The sequence below is a fragment of the Clostridiales bacterium FE2011 genome (genome assembly GCA_017569305.1).
Lineage (GTDB): Bacteria > Bacillota > Clostridia > Christensenellales > Aristaeellaceae > Aristaeella.
On record CP069418.1, the window covers coordinates 340757 to 359412 of the forward strand.

Annotated in this window: 15 protein-coding genes; 6 read left to right on the forward strand and 9 right to left on the reverse strand. The window is 51.9% G+C overall.

What is annotated here, in order from left to right:
• Positions 1 to 55: 55 nt before the first annotated feature.
• The 5 genes from JRC49_01535 to JRC49_01555 form a co-directional block, all read right to left on the reverse strand.
• Positions 56 to 1870 carry a serine/threonine-protein phosphatase gene (locus JRC49_01535; GenBank protein QTE71536.1) on the reverse strand — a complete coding sequence of 605 codons (1815 nt, stop codon included), beginning with the start codon at positions 1868 to 1870 and terminating at the stop codon, positions 56 to 58.
• Between the two features lie 78 nt (positions 1871 to 1948).
• The gene (locus tag JRC49_01540) at positions 1949 to 2542 is read right to left on the reverse strand and encodes an MBL fold metallo-hydrolase (GenBank protein QTE71537.1); all 594 of its coding nucleotides are present in this window, start codon (positions 2540 to 2542) and stop codon (positions 1949 to 1951) included.
• A gap of 100 nt (positions 2543 to 2642) precedes the next feature.
• On the reverse strand, positions 2643 to 3197 hold the full coding sequence (locus tag JRC49_01545) for a GNAT family N-acetyltransferase (GenBank protein ID QTE71538.1): 555 nt from the start codon (positions 3195 to 3197) through the stop codon (positions 2643 to 2645).
• Between the two features lie 225 nt (positions 3198 to 3422).
• A complete protein-coding gene (locus tag JRC49_01550; protein ID QTE72765.1) occupies positions 3423 to 5144 on the reverse strand; it encodes an ABC transporter ATP-binding protein in 1722 nt (573 codons plus the stop codon).
• A gap of 231 nt (positions 5145 to 5375) precedes the next feature.
• A complete protein-coding gene (locus JRC49_01555; protein QTE71539.1) occupies positions 5376 to 5960 on the reverse strand; it encodes a formate/nitrite transporter family protein in 585 nt (194 codons plus the stop codon).
• A gap of 260 nt (positions 5961 to 6220) precedes the next feature.
• On the opposite strand from JRC49_01555, the gene JRC49_01560 reads away from it, so the two are divergent.
• The 6 genes from JRC49_01560 (at position 6221) to JRC49_01585 (ending at position 14570) form a co-directional block, all read left to right on the forward strand.
• The gene (locus JRC49_01560) at positions 6221 to 7156 is read left to right on the forward strand and encodes a methyltransferase domain-containing protein (protein QTE71540.1); all 936 of its coding nucleotides are present in this window, start codon (positions 6221 to 6223) and stop codon (positions 7154 to 7156) included.
• A 104-nt stretch (positions 7157 to 7260) separates the two neighbouring features.
• On the forward strand, positions 7261 to 7935 hold the full coding sequence (locus JRC49_01565) for a response regulator transcription factor (protein ID QTE71541.1): 675 nt from the start codon (positions 7261 to 7263) through the stop codon (positions 7933 to 7935).
• 4 nt (positions 7936 to 7939) lie between these two features.
• The gene (locus tag JRC49_01570; GenBank protein ID QTE71542.1) at positions 7940 to 8917 is read left to right on the forward strand and encodes a sensor histidine kinase; all 978 of its coding nucleotides are present in this window, start codon (positions 7940 to 7942) and stop codon (positions 8915 to 8917) included.
• A 112-nt stretch (positions 8918 to 9029) separates the two neighbouring features.
• A complete protein-coding gene (locus tag JRC49_01575; GenBank protein ID QTE71543.1) occupies positions 9030 to 9794 on the forward strand; it encodes an ABC transporter ATP-binding protein in 765 nt (254 codons plus the stop codon).
• Complete coding sequence (locus JRC49_01580; GenBank protein QTE71544.1) at positions 9791 to 11848, forward strand: FtsX-like permease family protein; 2058 nt, start codon at positions 9791 to 9793, stop codon at positions 11846 to 11848. Before JRC49_01575 ends, JRC49_01580 begins: the two co-directional genes overlap by 4 nt.
• A 397-nt stretch (positions 11849 to 12245) precedes the next feature.
• Positions 12246 to 14570 (forward strand): bifunctional metallophosphatase/5'-nucleotidase, encoded by a 2325-nt coding sequence (locus JRC49_01585; GenBank protein QTE71545.1) that lies wholly within the window; start codon positions 12246 to 12248, stop codon positions 14568 to 14570.
• On the opposite strand, the gene JRC49_01590 is transcribed toward JRC49_01585, so the two are convergent.
• The 4 genes from JRC49_01590 to JRC49_01605 form a co-directional block, all read right to left on the reverse strand.
• Positions 14563 to 15459: a phosphotransferase gene (locus tag JRC49_01590; protein QTE71546.1), complete on the reverse strand. Its 897-nt coding sequence runs from the start codon at positions 15457 to 15459 to the stop codon at positions 14563 to 14565. The two genes, JRC49_01585 and JRC49_01590, sit on opposite strands and share 8 nt — an antisense overlap.
• A gap of 181 nt (positions 15460 to 15640) precedes the next feature.
• Positions 15641 to 16528, reverse strand: a complete 888-nt coding sequence (locus tag JRC49_01595; GenBank protein ID QTE71547.1) for an EamA family transporter — start codon at positions 16526 to 16528, stop codon at positions 15641 to 15643.
• A gap of 36 nt (positions 16529 to 16564) precedes the next feature.
• Positions 16565 to 17560, reverse strand: coding sequence for an alpha/beta hydrolase (locus JRC49_01600; GenBank protein QTE71548.1), 996 nt, complete (start codon positions 17558 to 17560; stop codon positions 16565 to 16567).
• A gap of 55 nt (positions 17561 to 17615) precedes the next feature.
• Positions 17616 to 18656 carry a low specificity L-threonine aldolase gene (locus JRC49_01605; GenBank protein QTE71549.1) on the reverse strand — a complete coding sequence of 347 codons (1041 nt, stop codon included), beginning with the start codon at positions 18654 to 18656 and terminating at the stop codon, positions 17616 to 17618.

An 18656-nucleotide genomic window follows, 5' to 3' on the forward strand; every position in this document is an offset into this window, starting at 1 on the left:
TTCCCAATCAATATGCTTCTGTTGGCCATTCGTACTTATAATTCTGAATTCTGAATTACTTATAGTACAGGCACAGCATTGTAATATCGTCAAACTGCGGTGCGTCGCCCACAAAGCGGTCCAGGTCTTCCTTGACCGTCTCACAGACTTCCCTGCATCCATCCATGTCGGTATTGAAGGATGCCGACAGTGTCCGGATCAGTCTGTCATTGCCGTAGAGCTGGTTGTCTGCGTCCGTTGCCTCGGTCACACCGTCTGTGTACATGAACAGGATATCCCCGTGTTCCAGCTGCAGTGTCTGCTCCCGGTATTTGATGTTGTCCATAGCTGCCAGCGTCAGGTTGGCTTTCTGTTCAATAAAGGCTGCCTGTCCGTTCCGGATCAGTACCGGCGGATTGTGGCCGGCATTCACAAAGCGGACCAGACCGGTGTCTGTCTCCAGGAATCCCATCCAGGCCGTAATGAACATTTCGGCGTCATTGCCTTCGCACAACTTGTTGTTGGCGTTGACAAACACTTCAGCCGGCAGGTCTCCGCGCTCCGCGTAATCCCGGATCACCGTCTTGCCGGTCATCATGAACATAGCTGCCGGAATTCCCTTTCCGGAAACGTCCGCCACCAGGAAGGCAAGCTTGTTTTCGTCCAGCAGATAGAAATCATAGAAATCGCCGCCCACTTCCTTGGCCGTGTTCATCGTTGCATACAGACTGAAGTCCGTTCTGTCCGGATAAGGCGGAAAGACAGAGGGCAGTGCGGATTGCTGAATGTTCTTGGCAAAAGCCAGCTCCTCATCAATCCGGGCTGCGGCAGCGGCAATATACTGCTTCAGGGTGCTGACCGTAGCATTAATGTCATCAGACAGGGAGGAAAACTCCGTATTGGAGCGGACGTCTACAGTCTCTTCCAGATCACCCTGGGTAATCTTGGAAAGGGAGTTGTTCACCCGGTTGATATTGTTCACTACCAGTTTCCGGACCAGCATGAAAATGACAACGAACAGCGTCACGAAAACCAGGACTTCCAGGATTGCTGTCAGCTGAACAGACGTATTTCTCTGAAGCAGGATTTCGTTTTCCGGCATCGTTGCTACAAGATAATATCCTTCTGTAAACACATACATGCAGGAGCAGTGTTCTCCGTATACATCCGTACGGAAAACCGTCTCCTCCGGCATGGTATCCCTGTCAATCCAGATCCCGGTTACAAACAGGTTCTGTCCTTCATTGTGATTCCGGTCACTGACAATATTCCAGTTTTCATCAACGATGATAATGCAGCCTTCCTGCCCCACATGACGGTTACGGGCCACTTTGATTACGAGATGATCTATATCCCGCTGAAAACGTTCAGCGTCGTAGGCCACCTGTACAAAGCCGCCTTGCTTCAGTTTTACCGCAGCGTATTTCCGCAGCAGTGAAGGATCATAGGTTGTTGGCTGATAACTCTGGACATGCTCCGTTTCCGTACTGTCCAGCAGGCAGAGAAACTCAGCGGACTGTTCCCCGCTCCGCATATCATAGTTCAGGAATGCGGCATGTGTGGTTCCTGTAATAATCCCGTCCTGATTGATGATGTTAATCTCCGCAACATTATGCCAGTTCATGAGCGAAAAAAGTCCCACTTCATTCACCGGTGCCCCGTTGTCAATTTCATGGGCAATGACTCTTGTCAGTGCCAGCAGGTTTGCGTCAGACGCGTCAATAACGTCCTGCCTCACGTCTTTGATATTCAGCCGCAGCAGATTGGCCGCACTGTGCTGGGACAGCCGTGTCTGCAGCGTCCAGGAAAAGATCATGGACATGGCAAACGCCAGGACAACAATCAGAAGCAGCCAACGCAGGAAGGTGTTTGAGATGGTTCTTTTTCTCATGTGCTTATCCTTCTCTTTCCTGATCTTTTCCGTTTGCATCACAGCGGTTTATCCCGGGAACAGTTCCTTTTTTCCGGTCTATCTTCCCACTATGATATCCGGATTGTTCTTTTCTCTCTTGCTGTAGATTTCTTCCAGCTCTGCGATCACTTCGTCTTTCGGACGAACAAGCCCCTGGAAGTGGCTCACCAGCAGCTTCTGTGCTTTCAGTTGCTTCAGCACCTCAATCTCGTCCTTCAGCAGCTGGGAGTTATAGGCATAATATCCGTTCTTCGCTTTACAATATAGGGCGTCTCCCACAAATGCGTATTCATTCCCGACTTCCAGTCCCAGGCATCCTTTCGTATGGCTGGAAGGAATCTGGAAAATCCGCAGATCTCCGATAGTCAGTTCACCGGTCACAACGGTTCCCCGGCCCGTATGCCGGAAGGTTTCTCCGGATACATACAGTTCTCCGGTCAGGACCTTGTCCAGGCTGCCGGTATGATCCTGATGAAAGTGGGACAGCACCACATTGTACTCGCCGTCCAGCCCGTCCAGGCTTCTCAAATCATTTCCCACATCATACAGCCATTCAGTATCACCACACCGGATAATCCCGATATCTGCGGACAGCGGCTCCTCCGTCGCCTCTATATAACTGATCCGTTCATTAATGATTTTTCTGTCCATACACCAATCCTTTTTATCAATGGATTCCTTCACTATCGTCTGTCAATCCAGAACTTCAATCGAAGGAACAAACCATATCATACACAAAAATAATTCTGAATTATGAATTCTGAATTATGAATTTGCTTTCGTATTCTTCCCTCGTCAGAATACATGAATCAATCGTTTTTACGCTGCCATCCCAGGGTCTGGTCAGTTCATACGTATAATCATAATGGAATCCGAAGAATTCCGCCACCTTTTTTGATTTTTCATTCTCACGGAAATATCCGTACCGGATATCTTCCGCGCCCAGCCTCTCAAAAGCAAGCTTCAGCAGCAGTTCAACAATCTCTTTACCGTAGCCTTTTCCCTGGAACGCAGTACCGATGCAGATACCGCTCTCCTCATAATGGCCCGGAGCAGATTCCCTGATTGCGCATAGTCCAATGGCTTCATCCGTATCCTTCAGTGCCACGAAGTACGCATAGTGTTCCTTCTGAAACTCCATGCTTCTGCGGCATCTTTCGATAGCATCTTCTTCTGTCAGCGTAGGCTGATACAGCATCCACCGGTAAACCGCTTCATCACTCCACACATGCTTCAGCATGGACTGATAATCTTCCGCCCTGGCCTTCCTCAGCCGTATATTCTTCCCTTCCAACACCTCAAACATATTAATACTTACCCTTCTGTCTTGCTTTCTGCCATCTGTATTAGCCTCGAACACTATATCATTTTTAAGTTTTATGTCTTAAGTTATTGAGCAGTTGTCCAAATCTTTGATTTGGGTAACAACTGCCATGCTACAGCCGTCCATTTCTGCAAGACATAGGCGATGCAGAAATGGTTTACGGCGATCGCAAAGTATTCATTAGCGAACGCACAGTGAGCCATTGTCTCACTGTGCATTCGCCTTAAACTGTAACTGATACAGTTCAAAGTACGTCCCCTTTTTCTCCATCAGCTCTTCATGGGTTCCCTGCTCCGTGATCCGTCCATCGCTTACCACAGCGATCTCGTCCGCGTTTTTGATCGTGCTCAGCCTGTGAGCCACCACCAATGTGGTTCTGCCTTTGCACAGCTCATCCAGTGCCTGCTGGATCAGGATTTCCGTGGTATTGTCCAGCGCGCTGGTCGCCTCGTCCAGGATCAGGATCGGCGGATTTTTCAGGAACACCCGGGCAATGGACAGCCGCTGTTTCTGTCCGCCGGAGAGGCGGATGCCCCGCTCGCCGATGTTCGTATCATAGCCGTTAGGCAGGCTCATGATATAGTCGTGGATATTGGCCCGCTTTGCTGCCAGGATGATTTCCTCGTCCGTTGCGTCCAGCTTGCCGTAGCGGATGTTCTCCTTCATGCTGTCGTTGAACAGGTAGATATCCTGCTGCACGATGCCGATATTCCGCCGCACGCTTTCCAGCGTCAGGCTGTTGATCTCCTTACCGTCCAGCAGGATCTCGCCGCTCATCACGTCATAGAAGTGCGGGATCAGGTGGCAGATTGTGGTCTTGCCGCCGCCGGAGGGGCCAACCAGGGCAAATGTTTTGCCTTTCTCTATGTTCAGGTTCACATGCCGCAGTACGTTCTTGTCCTCATCATAGGCATAGCTGACATCCCTGAACTCGATATGTCCTTCCAGCTGCCCCGCGTCCTGCGCGTCCGGGCTGTCCGTTTCCGGCTTTGCATCCATGATCTCACAGAACCGTTCGAAGCCCGTTACGCCGTTTTCGAACTGCTCCATGAAGTTGATCAGCGTCATCACCGGGCCGATAAACATATTCACGGAAACAATGAAAGCGGAATAGTCACCGAACTGGATCCGGCCGTTATACAGGAACAGGCCGCCGGCAATCAGCACCACCACGTTGAACACGTCCGTCACAAAGGTATTGCCGCTGTGGAAACGTCCCATTGCGCTGTAGGCGCCCTGCCGGGCTTTCTGGAACTTCCCGTTCCCGATCTCGAACTTTTCCTTTTCCTTCTCCGCATTGGTGAAAGCCTTCGTTACCCGGATACCGGAGATAGAGCTTTCCATACTGGCGTTAATTTCAGCAACCGCGGACCGGGTATCCCGGAATGCCTGGCGCATTTTCTTGCGCAGGCTTATAGAGATAACAACCAGGAACGGTACGCAGGCAAAGATAATCAGCGTCAGCCAGATATCAATCGTACTCAGGTAAATGAATGAAATCACGATGCTCAGCACGGAAATGATAATGTTTTCCGGTCCGTGGTGTGCCAGCTCGCTGACTTCAAACAGGTCATTCGTCATCCGGCTCATGATCTTGCCGGTTTCATGGGTATCATAGAAGCTGTAAGGCAGCGTTTCCAGATGGGCAAACATATCCGTACGCATTCGTGCCTGCATATATACGCCCATCATATGCCCTTCATACTGGATAAAGTAATTCAGCAGCATCTTGATAAAGTAAAGAGCAAGCAGCGTAATGCCGAAGATCACGATCATCCGGTAGTTCCTGTCCGGAATCAGCGTGTTCAGCATCGTACGGGTAATAATCGGATAGACAACACCGATCACTGCTACCAGCAGAGCGGCTGTCATATCCATGGCAAACAGTTTTTTATGAGGTTTGTAATAGGCTATGAACCGTTTCAGCAGTCCCGCGGTTTCCTTCCTGCTCCGCTTCGTGCTTTCTTCCATGCTAAAAACCTTTCTCTTTATCTATACTCCAGATATAACATCTGCTTCAATATTCTTAAGTTTTAAGTTATTGAGGAGGCATCCGTGCTTCAGCACGGCGAATGCCTCCCATGCTACAGCCGTCCATTTCTGCAAGCTGCAGGCGCTGCTGAAATGGTATACGGCGATCGCAAAGTTTTCAGTATTCATTCAGTTATCTGATTTAGTTTTCTGCATAAGCAAAAACTTAATCAGATAACTTCCCCCCGCGTTCCCCGCCGCTGCCAGCGGAATCACCCACCAGGCAATCCCCTGCGCGATGGCCGCGTAGCCCGCCAGGGCAATGGAGTGAGCATAGGAAGAAAGGATGAACAGCGCCACGCCGTATACAACAAAGGGCAGCCGGCTGATATCCTTGTTCTTCGGCTGGGTAGTGGCCAGATACATGCACATGCCGCACATCACGGACTGCCAGATCACCTTCAGCGGATCCTGGTAGCCTGTCACGATTTTCTGTGCCGCTTCCCGGATTTCCGGCAGGCACAGCGAAGCCAGAATGCCGCATACGCCTGCGCCGATCACATTCATCACCAGCATGATCAGTTTCTGCAGGGGATCGTAGTCATTCCGTGCTACCCGTCCGGTAAACAGTTCCGCGTCAAAGTTCACCACAAACCAGAGTCCGGCACTGAAGAGCACTGCTCCCGGAATGCCGCCGCCTACCTTAAGGTTAACAATACAGCCCATACAGATCAGGACGCCCGCCGCCGCGGACCGGTTCAGTGTAGTCTTCATCGCTCGCATCCTCCGGTCATATTCAGATTATTGCCCTCATCGTAACCGGAAAACCGGTTAATGTCAAACATCTTCTGCCTTTTATTTTCAATATTCACGCAAGTTTGGTCATTTTCTTGACATGTTTTGTGTTTCTGATATATTTATACATGGTTTGTGTGTGATGTACGTTTTGAGCGACGCCGCAAATAATGCCTGAAAGGGTATTATTTGTGGCGTTTTAGTTTATAATGTACACAAGCCGGAAGGAGAAGAGAAATATGGATTACAGCACAAAGATTTCCGAACGGATGTGGAACCTCCCGGACAAGGGAGAACTGGAATCGGAACGGGAGCAGACCTTCATCGACGATATCGTGCAGAAGGCGCATATCGAGCGGGAGCTGCTCAGCCACCTGGACGGCATTCAGACCGTCTTTGACGGCGGTGCCGGCTGCGGCCGCTTCTCGATCCTGCTGGCCCGTCAGGGACTGCAGGTAACCCACTTCGACATCTCCCAGGCCATGATCGACAAAGCCCGGGAGCTGGCAGAAAAAGCAGGCGTCCTCGACCACATCACCTTTGTCAAAGGTGCCCTGGAAGATCTCTCTGCCTATACAGACCGGAGTTTTGACCTGGTCATGTCCTTTGACGCACCCATTTCCTATACCTGGCCCAATCAGGAGCAGACAATCCGGGAGCTGGTGCGTATCGCGAAAAAGCGGATCATGTTCAGCGTCTCAAGCCGTCTTGGTGCCTTGCCCTATCTGGCCAATCCCCTGCAGAAAAATCAGTTCATCCTGGATAAAAACAGCTCCGACAGCTGGGTTCAGTGGTGCCTGAACAGCCGACAGCAGATGATCGACGGCTTCACCTTCCGGGAAAAGAACCTGCTGAAGACGCTGGATACCGGTCTCCTGTGCGATGTGGAAGAAACCAAAGAAGCTTACGACCGGGGTGAGACGCCCTGGTGCATCACCTATCACTTTATGCCAGATGAACTGAAGCAGATTCTGGAAAACTGCGGCGTGAAGGATGTTACGCTGGCGGGCCCCGGAGCTTTTGCCAGGACAATTCCCAATGAAATCCTGGTGAAAATCATGAACGACCCGGAACAGAAGAAAGATTTCCTGGATTTCTGTCACCTCTATGACAGCAATCCTTATGTCTGCGGCATGGGAAAGGATAACCTCTTTGCCCGCGGGGAAATCGGATAACGCCGGTCTCCTTCTGTCCATTCCTTCAATAATATGGTAAAATCCAGATACAGGCTGCCGCTTCCCTGAAGCCGCTATTACCGCCTGTATTCAAAGGAGTTCCTATGGAATATCGTATTCTCATCGTGGAGGACGAGCAGGGCATTGCCGACGCCGTCTGCGCCGCCATGTCCCGCTGGGGTCTTAAGGCCGAGGCAGTCACGGACTTCCGCCGTGTTATGGAGGACTTTGACCGGGTTAAGCCGCACCTGGTGCTGCTGGATATCTCCCTGCCCTTCATGAACGGCTATCACTGGTGTACAGAGATCCGTAAAGCATCCTCTGTGCCGGTGATCTTCGTTTCCTCCGCTTCTGATAATATGAACATCATCATGGCCATGAACATGGGCGCGGATGATTTCATTGCCAAACCCTTCGATCCGGATGTCCTTGTGGCAAAGGTACAGGCCCTGCTCCGCCGGTCCTACGACTTTGCCGGTTCCGCTCCTGTGCTGGAGCACCAGGGCATCGTCCTGAACACCGGAGACAACAGTCTCACCTGTAAAGGGCAGAAGCTGGATCTGTCCCGGAACGAATACCGGATTCTGCTCACCCTTATGCAGAACAAGGGGAAGATCGTCAGCAGGGAAAAGCTGATGGATGCCCTCTGGCAAACAGACTCCTTTGTGGATGAAAACACCCTCACGGTCAATGTGGGCCGTCTGCGCAAAAAGCTGGAAGCCGCCGGCGTGAGTGATTTTATTACTACCAAATTCGGTGAAGGTTATCTGGTGGGGTAAGAAGATGAAACTGTTCTTACAATATCTGAGGAGCAAAGCCGCCATCCTGTTGCTGTTCGCTTGCTTTGCAGGCATCATGGCTTTCTCTTTTACCCTCTATCACCTGCCGACAGAGGCGGTACTCTACCCTGCCGCGCTGTGTGCGGTTCTGGGGCTGATTGCGCTGATCATTGATTATGTCCGGACCCTGCACATGCATAAGCTGATCTCCGCCATCCGGGAGATGGATACGGACCTTCCGGAAGTCCGGAATGTGGAAGCCGCGGACTACCGTGAAATCGTCCGTCTCCTTCGGGAGCGCAACCGGGAAGCCCATACCCGTGCCGCAACGGATATGAACGCCATGATGGACTATTACACCCTCTGGGCACACCAGATCAAAACGCCCATTGCTTCCATGCGCCTTCGCCTGCAGCAGGAGGATACTGCCCAGGCCCGCGTCCTGCTGGCCGATCTCGGCCGTATTGAGCGATATGTTTCCATGGTGCTCACCTATCTGCGGCTGGAAGGCAGCAGTACGGATTACGTAATCCGTGAAACAGATCTGGACAGCATCCTGCGCCCGGTCTTCAAGCAGTTTGCCGGGGAATTCATCAGCCGGAAGCTGAAGCTGGATTATACCCCCATAAACATTAAAGTGCTTACGGATGAAAAGTGGCTCTCCTTTGTGGTGGAGCAGCTCCTTTCCAATGCCCTCAAATACACGCCGAAAGGCTCCGTATCTGTATATCTGGAGGATCCTGCCGTTCTGTGCATCCGTGATACCGGCATCGGTATTGCCCCGGAAGATCTGCCCCGCGTTTTTGAGCGCAGCTATACAGGTCTCACCGGCCGGGCAGATAAGTGTGCCAGCGGCCTGGGACTGAGCCTTTGCAAGCGTGTATGCGACAATCTGGGACATGGCATAACCATTGAATCCGTACCGGATCAGGGCACAACCGTACGGGTGGATCTGGGCTCCCGGAAACTGAATATTGAGTAAATGTGACAGTTTTGTTCGTTTTGCCTCTCTTATTGTAAGCCGATTCGATGGAATGGATCGGCTTTCGCCTTTACAATAAGGGCGTAAACGAAATGTAAGGAGGAACTCGCAAATGAGTCTGCTCGAAGTCAAAGGACTGAAGAAAGTTTATAAAACACGGTTCGGCGGTCAGTCCGTCGAAGCGCTGAAGAATGTTAATTTTTCCGTAGAGGAAGGCGAATACGTTGCCATCATGGGTGAAAGCGGATCCGGTAAAACCACCCTGCTGAACATCCTGGCCGCGCTGGACCAGGCCACTGCCGGCACCGTCCTGCTGGAGGGCAAGGATTTCTCCAGGATTAAGGAGAATGAAGTGGCTTCCTTCCGCCGTGACAACCTGGGCTTTGTATTCCAGGAATTCAACCTGCTGGACACCTTCACCCTGGAAGATAATATCTACCTGCCCCTGGTGCTGGCCGGTAAAGACTATCAGGAAATGAGGGCTACCCTTATGCCCATTGCGGTTTCCCTGGGGATTGAAGACCTGCTGAAAAAGTATCCCTATGAAGTCTCCGGCGGTCAGAAACAGCGTGCGGCCGTTGCCCGCGCCCTGATCACACAGCCTAAAATGATCCTCGCCGATGAGCCCACCGGCGCCCTGGATTCCAAATCCTCTGACGAACTGCTCCGCCTTTTCGCGGATGTCAACCGTATGGGCCAAACCATCCTCATGGTTACTCACTCTGCCCGTGCCGCCAGCCGTGCCGGCCGTGTGCTCTTCATCCGTGACGGTGAAGTGTTCCATCAGCTGTACCGCGGTGAGGAATCCGATGATATGTTCTATCAGAAGATTGTTGACACGCTGACCCTGCTGGCCCAGGGAGGTGAGCGGGCGTGAAGACCTTCTTCTATCCCCGCCTGGCATGGGATGGTCTGCGTAAAAACCGTCAGCTTTCACGACCTTACCTGCTGACCTGCATCTGCATGGTGGCTGTATTCTATATTCTCAGCTACCTGAATTCCCCCATGGCGCTTGCACTTATTGTAAAAGGCGCCAGCGTCGTGCGTGATATCATGAATCTGGGCCGGTATGTCATCCTGGTCTTTTCCCTGATTTTCCTGTACTATACCTACTCATTCCTGCTTCGCCGCCGTTCCCATGAATTTGGTCTTTACAACGTGCTGGGTATGGGCAAACGGAATCTGGTTCGTATCATCGCCTGGGAAAATGTCATCACCTTTGCTATCGCGATAACCTGCGGCCTGTTCCTGGGCATTCTCCTTTCCAAGCTGGCAGAGCTGGGACTGGTCAACCTGCTGGGCGGTACAATCGACTTTGTTTTCCGTGTCCATGCCGCCTCCATCTGGCAGACCCTCCTGTTCTATGCCCTCATCTTTGGCCTGCTCATGTTCTCCGCAGTCATCCGCACCGCCCGTGCCAATGCTGTTTCCCTGATGAAGTCTGAGAATGCCGGTGAAAAGCCCCCGAAAGGCAACTGGCTGTTCGCCATCCTGGGCATGCTTATTCTTGGCGGTGCCTACTATATCGCCATTTCCGTCAGCAACCCGGTTACAGCTATCCTGTTGTTCTTCATTGCTGTAGTGATGGTTATCATTGCAACCTATCTTCTCATGGTCACCGGTAGTGTAAAGATGTGCCGTATCCTGCAGTCAAACAAAGGCTACTATTATAAAGCAAAGCACTTCGTTTCCGTTTCCTCCATGGCCTTCCGTATGAAACGGAACGGTGCCGGTCTGGCTTCCATCTGCATCATCGCCACGATGATTCTGGTCATGCTTTCCACCACCACCTGTATGTGGTTCGGTGCAGAGGATTCCCTGAAAAAAAACTATCCCCGTGAGATTAACTTCTCCGTTAACCTGAACGATCCCGAAAAGCTGATGGACGGCACTCCGGACCAGGCCGCTTCTGCGATCCTGGACGTCCTGCAGAAAAACGACATTACCCCGAAGAATATCCAGGAAGAGCGGTTCATCAGCCTTAGCGGTGTCCAGGCCGACGGTTTCATCCAGTGTGATTATGAAACAGCCAGCCTGGGAGCAGATTTCAACAATCTGCGGGAAATCTACCTGGTTTCTCCCGATTCCATTGAAACTTCGGACAATAACCCTCTGGATCTCGCCGCTGATGAGATCGTGCTGATCACCGACGGCATGGATTATACCGATGATACCCTGACCCTGGCCATGGGCAATAAGACACGCAGCTGGAAAATCCGGCATTATGAACGGAAAGATACCGGCGGCACCACTTCCGGTATGGGTTTCCCGACCATGACCGTCGCCGTTGCTGACCTGACCACTGCCATCGAAGGCCTGGAAAAAGAAAAGGATGTGTCCGGCCGGCAAATCCAGTCCATGTGGAAATACAACTTTGACACTGGTCTGTCCGACGAGGAGAACACCGACCTGAAAATGATCCTGCATTATGACGTCAGGCAAAGACTCCATGACCTCTTCACGGATGATTCCACCAGATGGATCTCCATAGATTCCCGTGCTGAAGGTTCCGCAGATTTCTACGGCACGTATGGCAGTCTCTTCTTCATCGGCATCCTGCTGAGCATCGTCTTCGTCTGCGCTGCTGTGCTGATTATCTACTATAAGCAGATCTCTGAAGGATACGAGGATGCCAAGCGCTTCGATATCATGCAGAAAGTTGGTATGACGAAGAAGGAAATCCGTTCCAGCATCAGCTCTCAGTTGCTGACGGTCTTCGCCCTTCCGCTGGCTTTCGCCGGTCTGCACCTGATCTTTGCTTTCCCGATGATCCGGAAAATGCTTGCTATCCTCAGCCTGACAGACGTCGCGCTCTTCATGCGCACAACGCTCATTAGCTTCGTGGTATTCGGCATCTTCTATGCGATCGTCTACCGCCTGACTTCACGAGTCTACTATCGCATTGTCAGCGGACTCAGTCAGAACGACTAATCCCCTGACAACACACTCTCTTCTCTCGAGCCTGCCATCCCGGCAGGCTCTTTTATTGCCCATCAAAATTCGGAAACTCAATCGGAACACAATGCCCCTAAACTTGTCATCTTGAGCAAGTGAATGAAATGAGCGCGTCGAAAGATCTCCCCGCCCATTCACATTCGGGAACTCAATTGGAACAACCATACGGCAGGGCGCTAGAGTGTCATTCCGAGCAAGTCCGAAGGACGCGTCGAGGAATCCCTTACTACGTCCGAAGGACGCTCATTTTTAAGTCTTCAGTTTTAAGTTTTAAGTATTAATTGAATACCTCCTCCCTCCTACTTCCTACCTCCACTTTTTTCTGTATGTTATAATACTATCACCATATATTTACAGTCAGGGGGGTATTTTTTTGCCACGCAAGCTGTTTTCTCTTCTTCTCTGCGTTTTATTCCTCTTCAGCATTGCCTTTGCTGAGGAGCCGTCTGCCATACCTGCCCCCGGCTCCTTCACCGATTTCGCAATTCTCTCCACAACAGATATGCACGGCAAGTGCTGGAATACCAATATCCTCACCGGAGCTGCCGAAAACAACAATATGCTCCGGGTTTCCACTGCCGTAAAGCAGATCCGTCAGGAGTACGATCCCGAAAACGTCCTGCTGATCGACAACGGCGACCTTTTCCAGGGTACTCCTGTCTCCCAGGTTCAGCTGCTCATGCGCGCCTCCGGAGAATCCACAGACCAGCCTGCCATGGCCGTATGCCTGAAGGAGATCGGCTATGACGTTTTTGTTCTGGGCAACCATGAATTCAACTATGCCTGGGATATCATGAGCGATACCTATCATTGGCTGGAGGAAAACGGGGTTCCCGTCCTGGCAGCGAATGCCTGTTATGACGGAAGTGACCCGGCCCATGAAGCCGGAGAAAACGTCTTTACGCCCTATGTCATCAAAACCGTCACAGTCAATGGACATGAGCACAAAATCGGCATCCTGGGCTTTGAAAACGTGGATATCACCCGCTGGGATCTGCCCGTCAACTATCCCGGCATTCGTTTTGTCCATCCAGGAAATGACGAATTCTCCAACGCCCGGGAAGCGGAGCTTTACCTTCCCCGCATGAAGGAAGAAGGCTGTGAGTTCATCATCGTCTCCTATCACGGCGGTATCGGGGATACGGATATCAGTCTTTTCTTCGGTGCCAATACTGAAAGTCAGGGAATGCGGATGATCGGGGAAACAGAAGGCATTGATTTCCTGATTGCCGGTCATGACCACTCCACCGGTTATTCCAACACCTTCATCCCCAATGCCGCCGGGAAAGAGATTCCTGTAGTCAATGGCGGCGGTCAGGATCTGACAAAGACCGTTTTCCGCTTTTCAGAGGATGAAAACGGCACCCTGCAGTGGCAGATGCTCTCTTCCGAAAACCTGCAGCTCCGTGCCTTTGATACGGATTCTGCCCTGGAAGAAATCATCCGTCCCTACGCGGAGATTGCCGAAGCCGATGTGGAGTCACCCGTCGGCATCGCAGGCGGCTATTGGGACAAGAGCAGCGAATTCTATACAAAGCAGACGGATTCCATGGATCTGGTCAGCGCTGCCATGATGGACAGCGGTACAGAAGCCATGCGGCTGAAATACGGCGAATCCGGCCTGGAATCCCTGAAAGCAGCTACCGGTCTGGACCACCTGGACGTGGATATGGCCATAACCTCCGTCAGCAGCACCGGCTTCACCATCTGGCCCGGAAACATCAGCATGAAGGATATCTACCGCCTGTACCGATATGCCAACAATCTGCTGGTTCTGCCCATGTACGGCCGGGATATCCTGTCCATCATGGAAGAAAACGCAAAGAACCGCCTGACTGTACGGGTCATGAACGGAAACGCGTATTTCCATACCATGGGAGATCAGTTTACCAATATCCTTTTCGGCGGTCTGAACTTTGTGATCGATATGTCCAGGTCGGAGGAACACCGCATCGGCATAAAGGATTTTGCCAATGGCCGGGCCTTTGACCGGGATGCTCTTTACCTGGTTGCCGTGAATAACTATCTCCTGGGCAACGAGCGCTGCGGCCTTCGCGCTTTCAGTGCGGATGATGCTCTCTGGTCCCAGCTGGAGGATGGCGGCAGCATGACGATCCAGGACTCCATTGCGGCCTACATCCGCAAGGAAACAGAAGAAAAAGGCGCCCTGACGCCGGACGCCTTTACCTGGTACTGGAAGATTGTCTATTCTGCGGATCCCGCCGCGCTCCCCGCTTACGAAGGAACAAAGGTTGCTTCCCTGGCGCAGAAGCCAGAGGACGGCCATACTTATGTCCTGTATAACGAATCCCAGGGCTGTGCGCTCACTGCCCGTGAATCCAACGGCGGCCTGGATGATACAAAGATCAATGCCTATGGGGAGTTCCTCGTGGATACCCTGCCGGAAAACGCGCTGCTGCTCACAGCCCATGTGGACACGGAAGGCCGCTTCTCATTCTCCGATCTGGAAGGCCGGTATCTTTCCTGCGTCTCCGGCGGCGGACTGAAGCTGACCGAAGGCCCGTCCGAAGATGACCTGAGCCTCTGGCAGCTGGAAGAAGCCTATGGCGGCTGGATCATCGTGAATGTCGGCGCCCGGGACAAGCAGGCACTTGAATTCTACTCCGACCGCTTCACCACCTACGTTCAGGGCACCTCCGGGCTGTATTTCTTCAATTTCTATGAGCCCCTCAGCTGAGCAGTTTCTTTGCGATGGCGCAGGCCCGGCTGTAGTACAACTCAAACTCCGCTTCCCGCGGCACAGTCAGATCCGTTAAGTATCTTTTCAGGATAATGATCAGCTCATCCAGTAAAGCCATCTGAACATCCCGGTCAAAGATACCCCTCGCCGGTTTCACAAGCAGGTTTTCATAGATTGTATCCATGAAAATCTGCTTTTGTTTGTCTGTCATGCGGTAAGTATATTCTTTACCTTCTCCGGAATGGGCCATAAACCGGGCAATATCCAGGGCATAGGGCAGAAAGCCGCCAAACTCCCAGTCAATGATATAAACCCGTTCTCCGTTGTATATGCAGTTGATTGGCAGGAAATCACCGTTCTCCATGGTCAGCGGCATATCCTTCAGTCTGTCCAGGTATGCTGCATATGCTTCCCGGAGCAGCGGTTCATTCTGCAGGAACTCCGCCCGTTCTTTCCGGCGGGCAATCAGTTTATCCGCTTCTGTCCTGTCATACTCCCTGTCCATCGGGAATGCGTTCATAATCTCCGCAACGGACCTTCCCGCGGCTGCAGCCGTTTCATCCGTAACTTCCTTCAGGTCATCGCCGGGGATAAACTCTGACAGCATGAATCCATCAGCAAAGCCCAGTACCTGCGGAACCGGCGCCCCTTCCGGAAATGACTGATATGTCTTTTTCTCACATTCATAAGCTTCCGGGGCTTCATCATACAGCTTCAGGATGGCTGCCCCGCCGGAATACACAATCTTAAAGACGTCATACCGCTTATGGATATCCGCAAAATCATCGCAGAAACGGTATGCCTCAAACTCGCTGATCCCCGCCAGCTTCTCCAGCACTGGCTTCAGTGCTCCCACATCTTCCGTTTTTTCAAGATAAATACCCATATATCAAATCCCCATAACCGTTTTTTTCTCAACCAGTTTTGTAACACACTCTCATTATTAAGTTTTAAGTTATTGAGCAGTTGTCCAAATCTATGATTTGGGTAACGACTGCCATGCTACAGCCGTCCATTTCTGCGAGTCTATGACGATGCAGAAATGGAATACGGCGATCGCAAAGTTTTCAGTTTTCATTAATTCTTTTTTCTGCAAATATTGCAGAAAAAAGAATCATTCCCGCCCCCACTACTCCCGCCGCGCTCAGCGGCTCCCTGAGCACCAGTGCAGACAGCAGCAGGGCTGTCACCGGATCAATATAGCTGAGCATGGCAATGGACTGCGCTTTCAGCCCGTCCATACTGCCGAAATAAAGTACATAGGCAAATCCTGTGTGTATAACCCCCACCACAAGCAGCAGTATAACAGCGGTGGTGTTGAATCCTGCCCCGTCAATTCCGCCTGTCAGCAGCATATACGGGACCATCACCAGCCCGGCGCACAGCAGCTGAATCGTGGTCTTCCGGTATGCGTCCACGCCGGTGATTTTCTTGTTCATGATAATCACGGAAGCATAGCATACCGCTGCGCCAAGGCCCAGCAGCACACCTTTCAGGTTTCCTGTTCCGGCTCCCCCGCCCTCAGTCACACCGGAAACAAGCACCATACCGATCACAGCTATTACAGCGCAGATCGCTTTTCTTTTAGTCAGTTTTTCCCGGAACAGCAGCGGCGAAACAAGCATCACAATCGTTGGCTGCATATAGTAGCACAGGGTCGCCACTGCGACAGTCGTATGATTGTATGCCTCAAACAACAGCATCCAGTTGATACCGATCACAGCCCCGGAAACAGCCAGCCAGGTCACCGTCTGCCGCGGCAGTTTCTCTCCTGTGCTCTTTTTCTTTATCCGCGTAAAAGCCAGCAGGAGCAGTCCGCCGAGAATTCCCCGCACAAAAGCCAGGAATGCTGAAGAGCACGGAATATACCGCCTGAAAAGGCCGATTGTCCCGAAAATGAGCATGGACGCAACGATCATGATGACCGATCTGCGATCGTTTGTCTTATCCCCCATGTCATCACCCCGCTGCGTCCAGTGTGTTTTTATGCTTTATTTCTGAAGTGATTCAAACCATTTAACGGCGCGTTCTGTCCATCCGGCCATACACATGCCGGAGCCGTCCGCGAAGCCGTGTCCGCCTTCAGGTCCGATTTCCAGCCTGCAGGGAATATTCATACTCTCAAGTACCCTGGCCAGCATCTTCGAATGCTCCGGATTAACCAGATCATCTCCGGCTGTCGCAAAGAGTGCGCAGGGCGGAAAACCTTCCGCGTGTTCCGGAATCTCATAGTCTCCCTTTACTGCTTCCTCACCGGGGCAGCCGAATATCCGGTACTGCCATTCCGTATCGTCCTCATCTTCACCATCATCGTCATCGTCGTACTTCATGCTCACTACGGAATAGACCGGGAAGCATGCCTCAGGTTTCGGCAGATTGTGGTCCGGATATCCCATCTTCGTATTCCACAGGCAGATCAGGTATCCGCCCGCAGAGAATCCGCAGGTGATATACCGGTCTGCCTGCACATGGAACTGTTCTTTCTTCTCCCGGATCAGCTGCAGCGCCCGGGCAAAGTCATCCATGTTCTTTTTCAGCAGACTGTCTTCTCCATCCACCTGGTAAGTCAGGATAAACGCATGGTAGCCGCAGCGGTTGAATTGTTCCGCAATCGGCCAGCCTTCCGTCAGGTTCCACACGTTCACAAATCCACCGCCGGGCACCACCAGTATAAACGGCCGGTTATCCGCCTCCGGATCGGCTGACGGGAACCACACCAGGCTGACGCCCTTGCGTGCTTCATCCTCTGCACACTCTTCCTCGCTGTACAGCGGATAATACCATTCTCCGGTATCCGCCGCTTCATACAGGCGCTGGATACCGTTATTGATATTTCCGAAGAAAACATGATCTTCTGTCAGCTGGCTCAGCGTCATATTCCATACTTCTTCATTCTTCAGGTTCCTGTTCCGGATCGCGTCTCGCGCAATCGGCCGGATCTTCGGGTTGCTCAGCAAATCACCCAGCGTGTTGAATTCATATGACATAGCTTATACCTCCTAACCAGACAAGGGGACGGTTCTTTTGTCCTGTTCCCAACCGTTAATTATTCATTGTTTCCAGTGCTTCTTCCAGCGCCTTCAGATCTTCATCCGTCGTTGACCAGCCCGTTGCAAAACGGACCACAGTATGTTCTTCATCCAGCTTCTCCCAGAAGCTGAAAGCCACCTTCTGTGCAATCTTCTCCATCTGGTGATTCTCCAGGATCACAAACTGCTGGTTGGTCGGTGACTGGATGAAGAACGATATCCCGTGTTTCCGGAAGATCTCCTTCAGCTTATCAGCCATCTCAATGGCATGACGGCCAATCCGGAAATACAGGTCATCCGTGAACAGTGCGTCAAACTGCACGCCAAGCAGCCGGCCTTTTGCCACCAGCGCTCCCCTTTTCTTTACGGAAGTCAGGAAGTGCTTCGGCATATTACCCTTGGTGAACACAACTGCTTCACCGCATAGGGCGCCCACCTTGGTACCGCCAATATAAAACACATCGCACAGTCTGGCAATGTCAGAAAGGGTCAGATCGGTATCATGGCTCATCAGGCCGTATGCCAGTCTGGCTCCGTCCATGTACAGCGACATCTTATATTCCCGGCAGACCGCCGCAATGCTCTCCAGTTCCGCCTTCGTATACAGCGTACCATACTCCGTCGGATGGGAAAGATACACCATCCCCGGGAATGTCATGTGTTCATGGCTTTCATCGCCGTAATACACCGTCAGGTACTCCTTCAGCGTCTCTGCCGCGATCTTTCCGTCCTTCTGCGGCACCTCCAGCACTTCATGGCCGGTGTACTCAATGGCTCCCGCTTCATGCACGCTCACATGACCGGTTTTTGCGGCAATCACGCCTTCGTAATCTGCCAGCAGCGTGGAGATAACGACAGCATTGGTCTGTGTACCTCCCGTCAGGAAATACACCTCCGCCTCCGGTATGCCGATGGTCTCACGGATCTTTCTCTTGGCGCTTTCGCAATATGGATCCGAACCGTATCCCGGCAGGGATTCCAGGTTCGTCTCAATCAGTCTTTTGAGCACCTCTGGATGTGCCCCGGCAATATAGTCGCTTTCAAAGGAGATCAT

Coding starts and splice junctions, on each gene's coding strand:
- JRC49_01595 (QTE71547.1), bottom strand. CDS start 16,528: ATGGGGGATAAGACAAACGATCGCAGATCGGTCATCATGATCGTTGCG.
- JRC49_01545 (QTE71538.1), bottom strand. CDS start 3,197: ATGTTTGAGGTGTTGGAAGGGAAGAATATACGGCTGAGGAAGGCCAGG.
- JRC49_01535 (QTE71536.1), bottom strand. CDS start 1,870: ATGAGAAAAAGAACCATCTCAAACACCTTCCTGCGTTGGCTGCTTCTG.
- JRC49_01605 (QTE71549.1), bottom strand. CDS start 18,656: ATGATCTCCTTTGAAAGCGACTATATTGCCGGGGCACATCCAGAGGTG.
- JRC49_01575 (QTE71543.1), top strand. CDS start 9,030: ATGAGTCTGCTCGAAGTCAAAGGACTGAAGAAAGTTTATAAAACACGG.
- JRC49_01560 (QTE71540.1), top strand. CDS start 6,221: ATGGATTACAGCACAAAGATTTCCGAACGGATGTGGAACCTCCCGGAC.
- JRC49_01540 (QTE71537.1), bottom strand. CDS start 2,542: ATGGACAGAAAAATCATTAATGAACGGATCAGTTATATAGAGGCGACG.
- JRC49_01600 (QTE71548.1), bottom strand. CDS start 17,560: ATGTCATATGAATTCAACACGCTGGGTGATTTGCTGAGCAACCCGAAG.
- JRC49_01590 (QTE71546.1), bottom strand. CDS start 15,459: ATGGGTATTTATCTTGAAAAAACGGAAGATGTGGGAGCACTGAAGCCA.
- JRC49_01565 (QTE71541.1), top strand. CDS start 7,261: ATGGAATATCGTATTCTCATCGTGGAGGACGAGCAGGGCATTGCCGAC.
- JRC49_01570 (QTE71542.1), top strand. CDS start 7,940: ATGAAACTGTTCTTACAATATCTGAGGAGCAAAGCCGCCATCCTGTTG.
- JRC49_01555 (QTE71539.1), bottom strand. CDS start 5,960: ATGAAGACTACACTGAACCGGTCCGCGGCGGCGGGCGTCCTGATCTGT.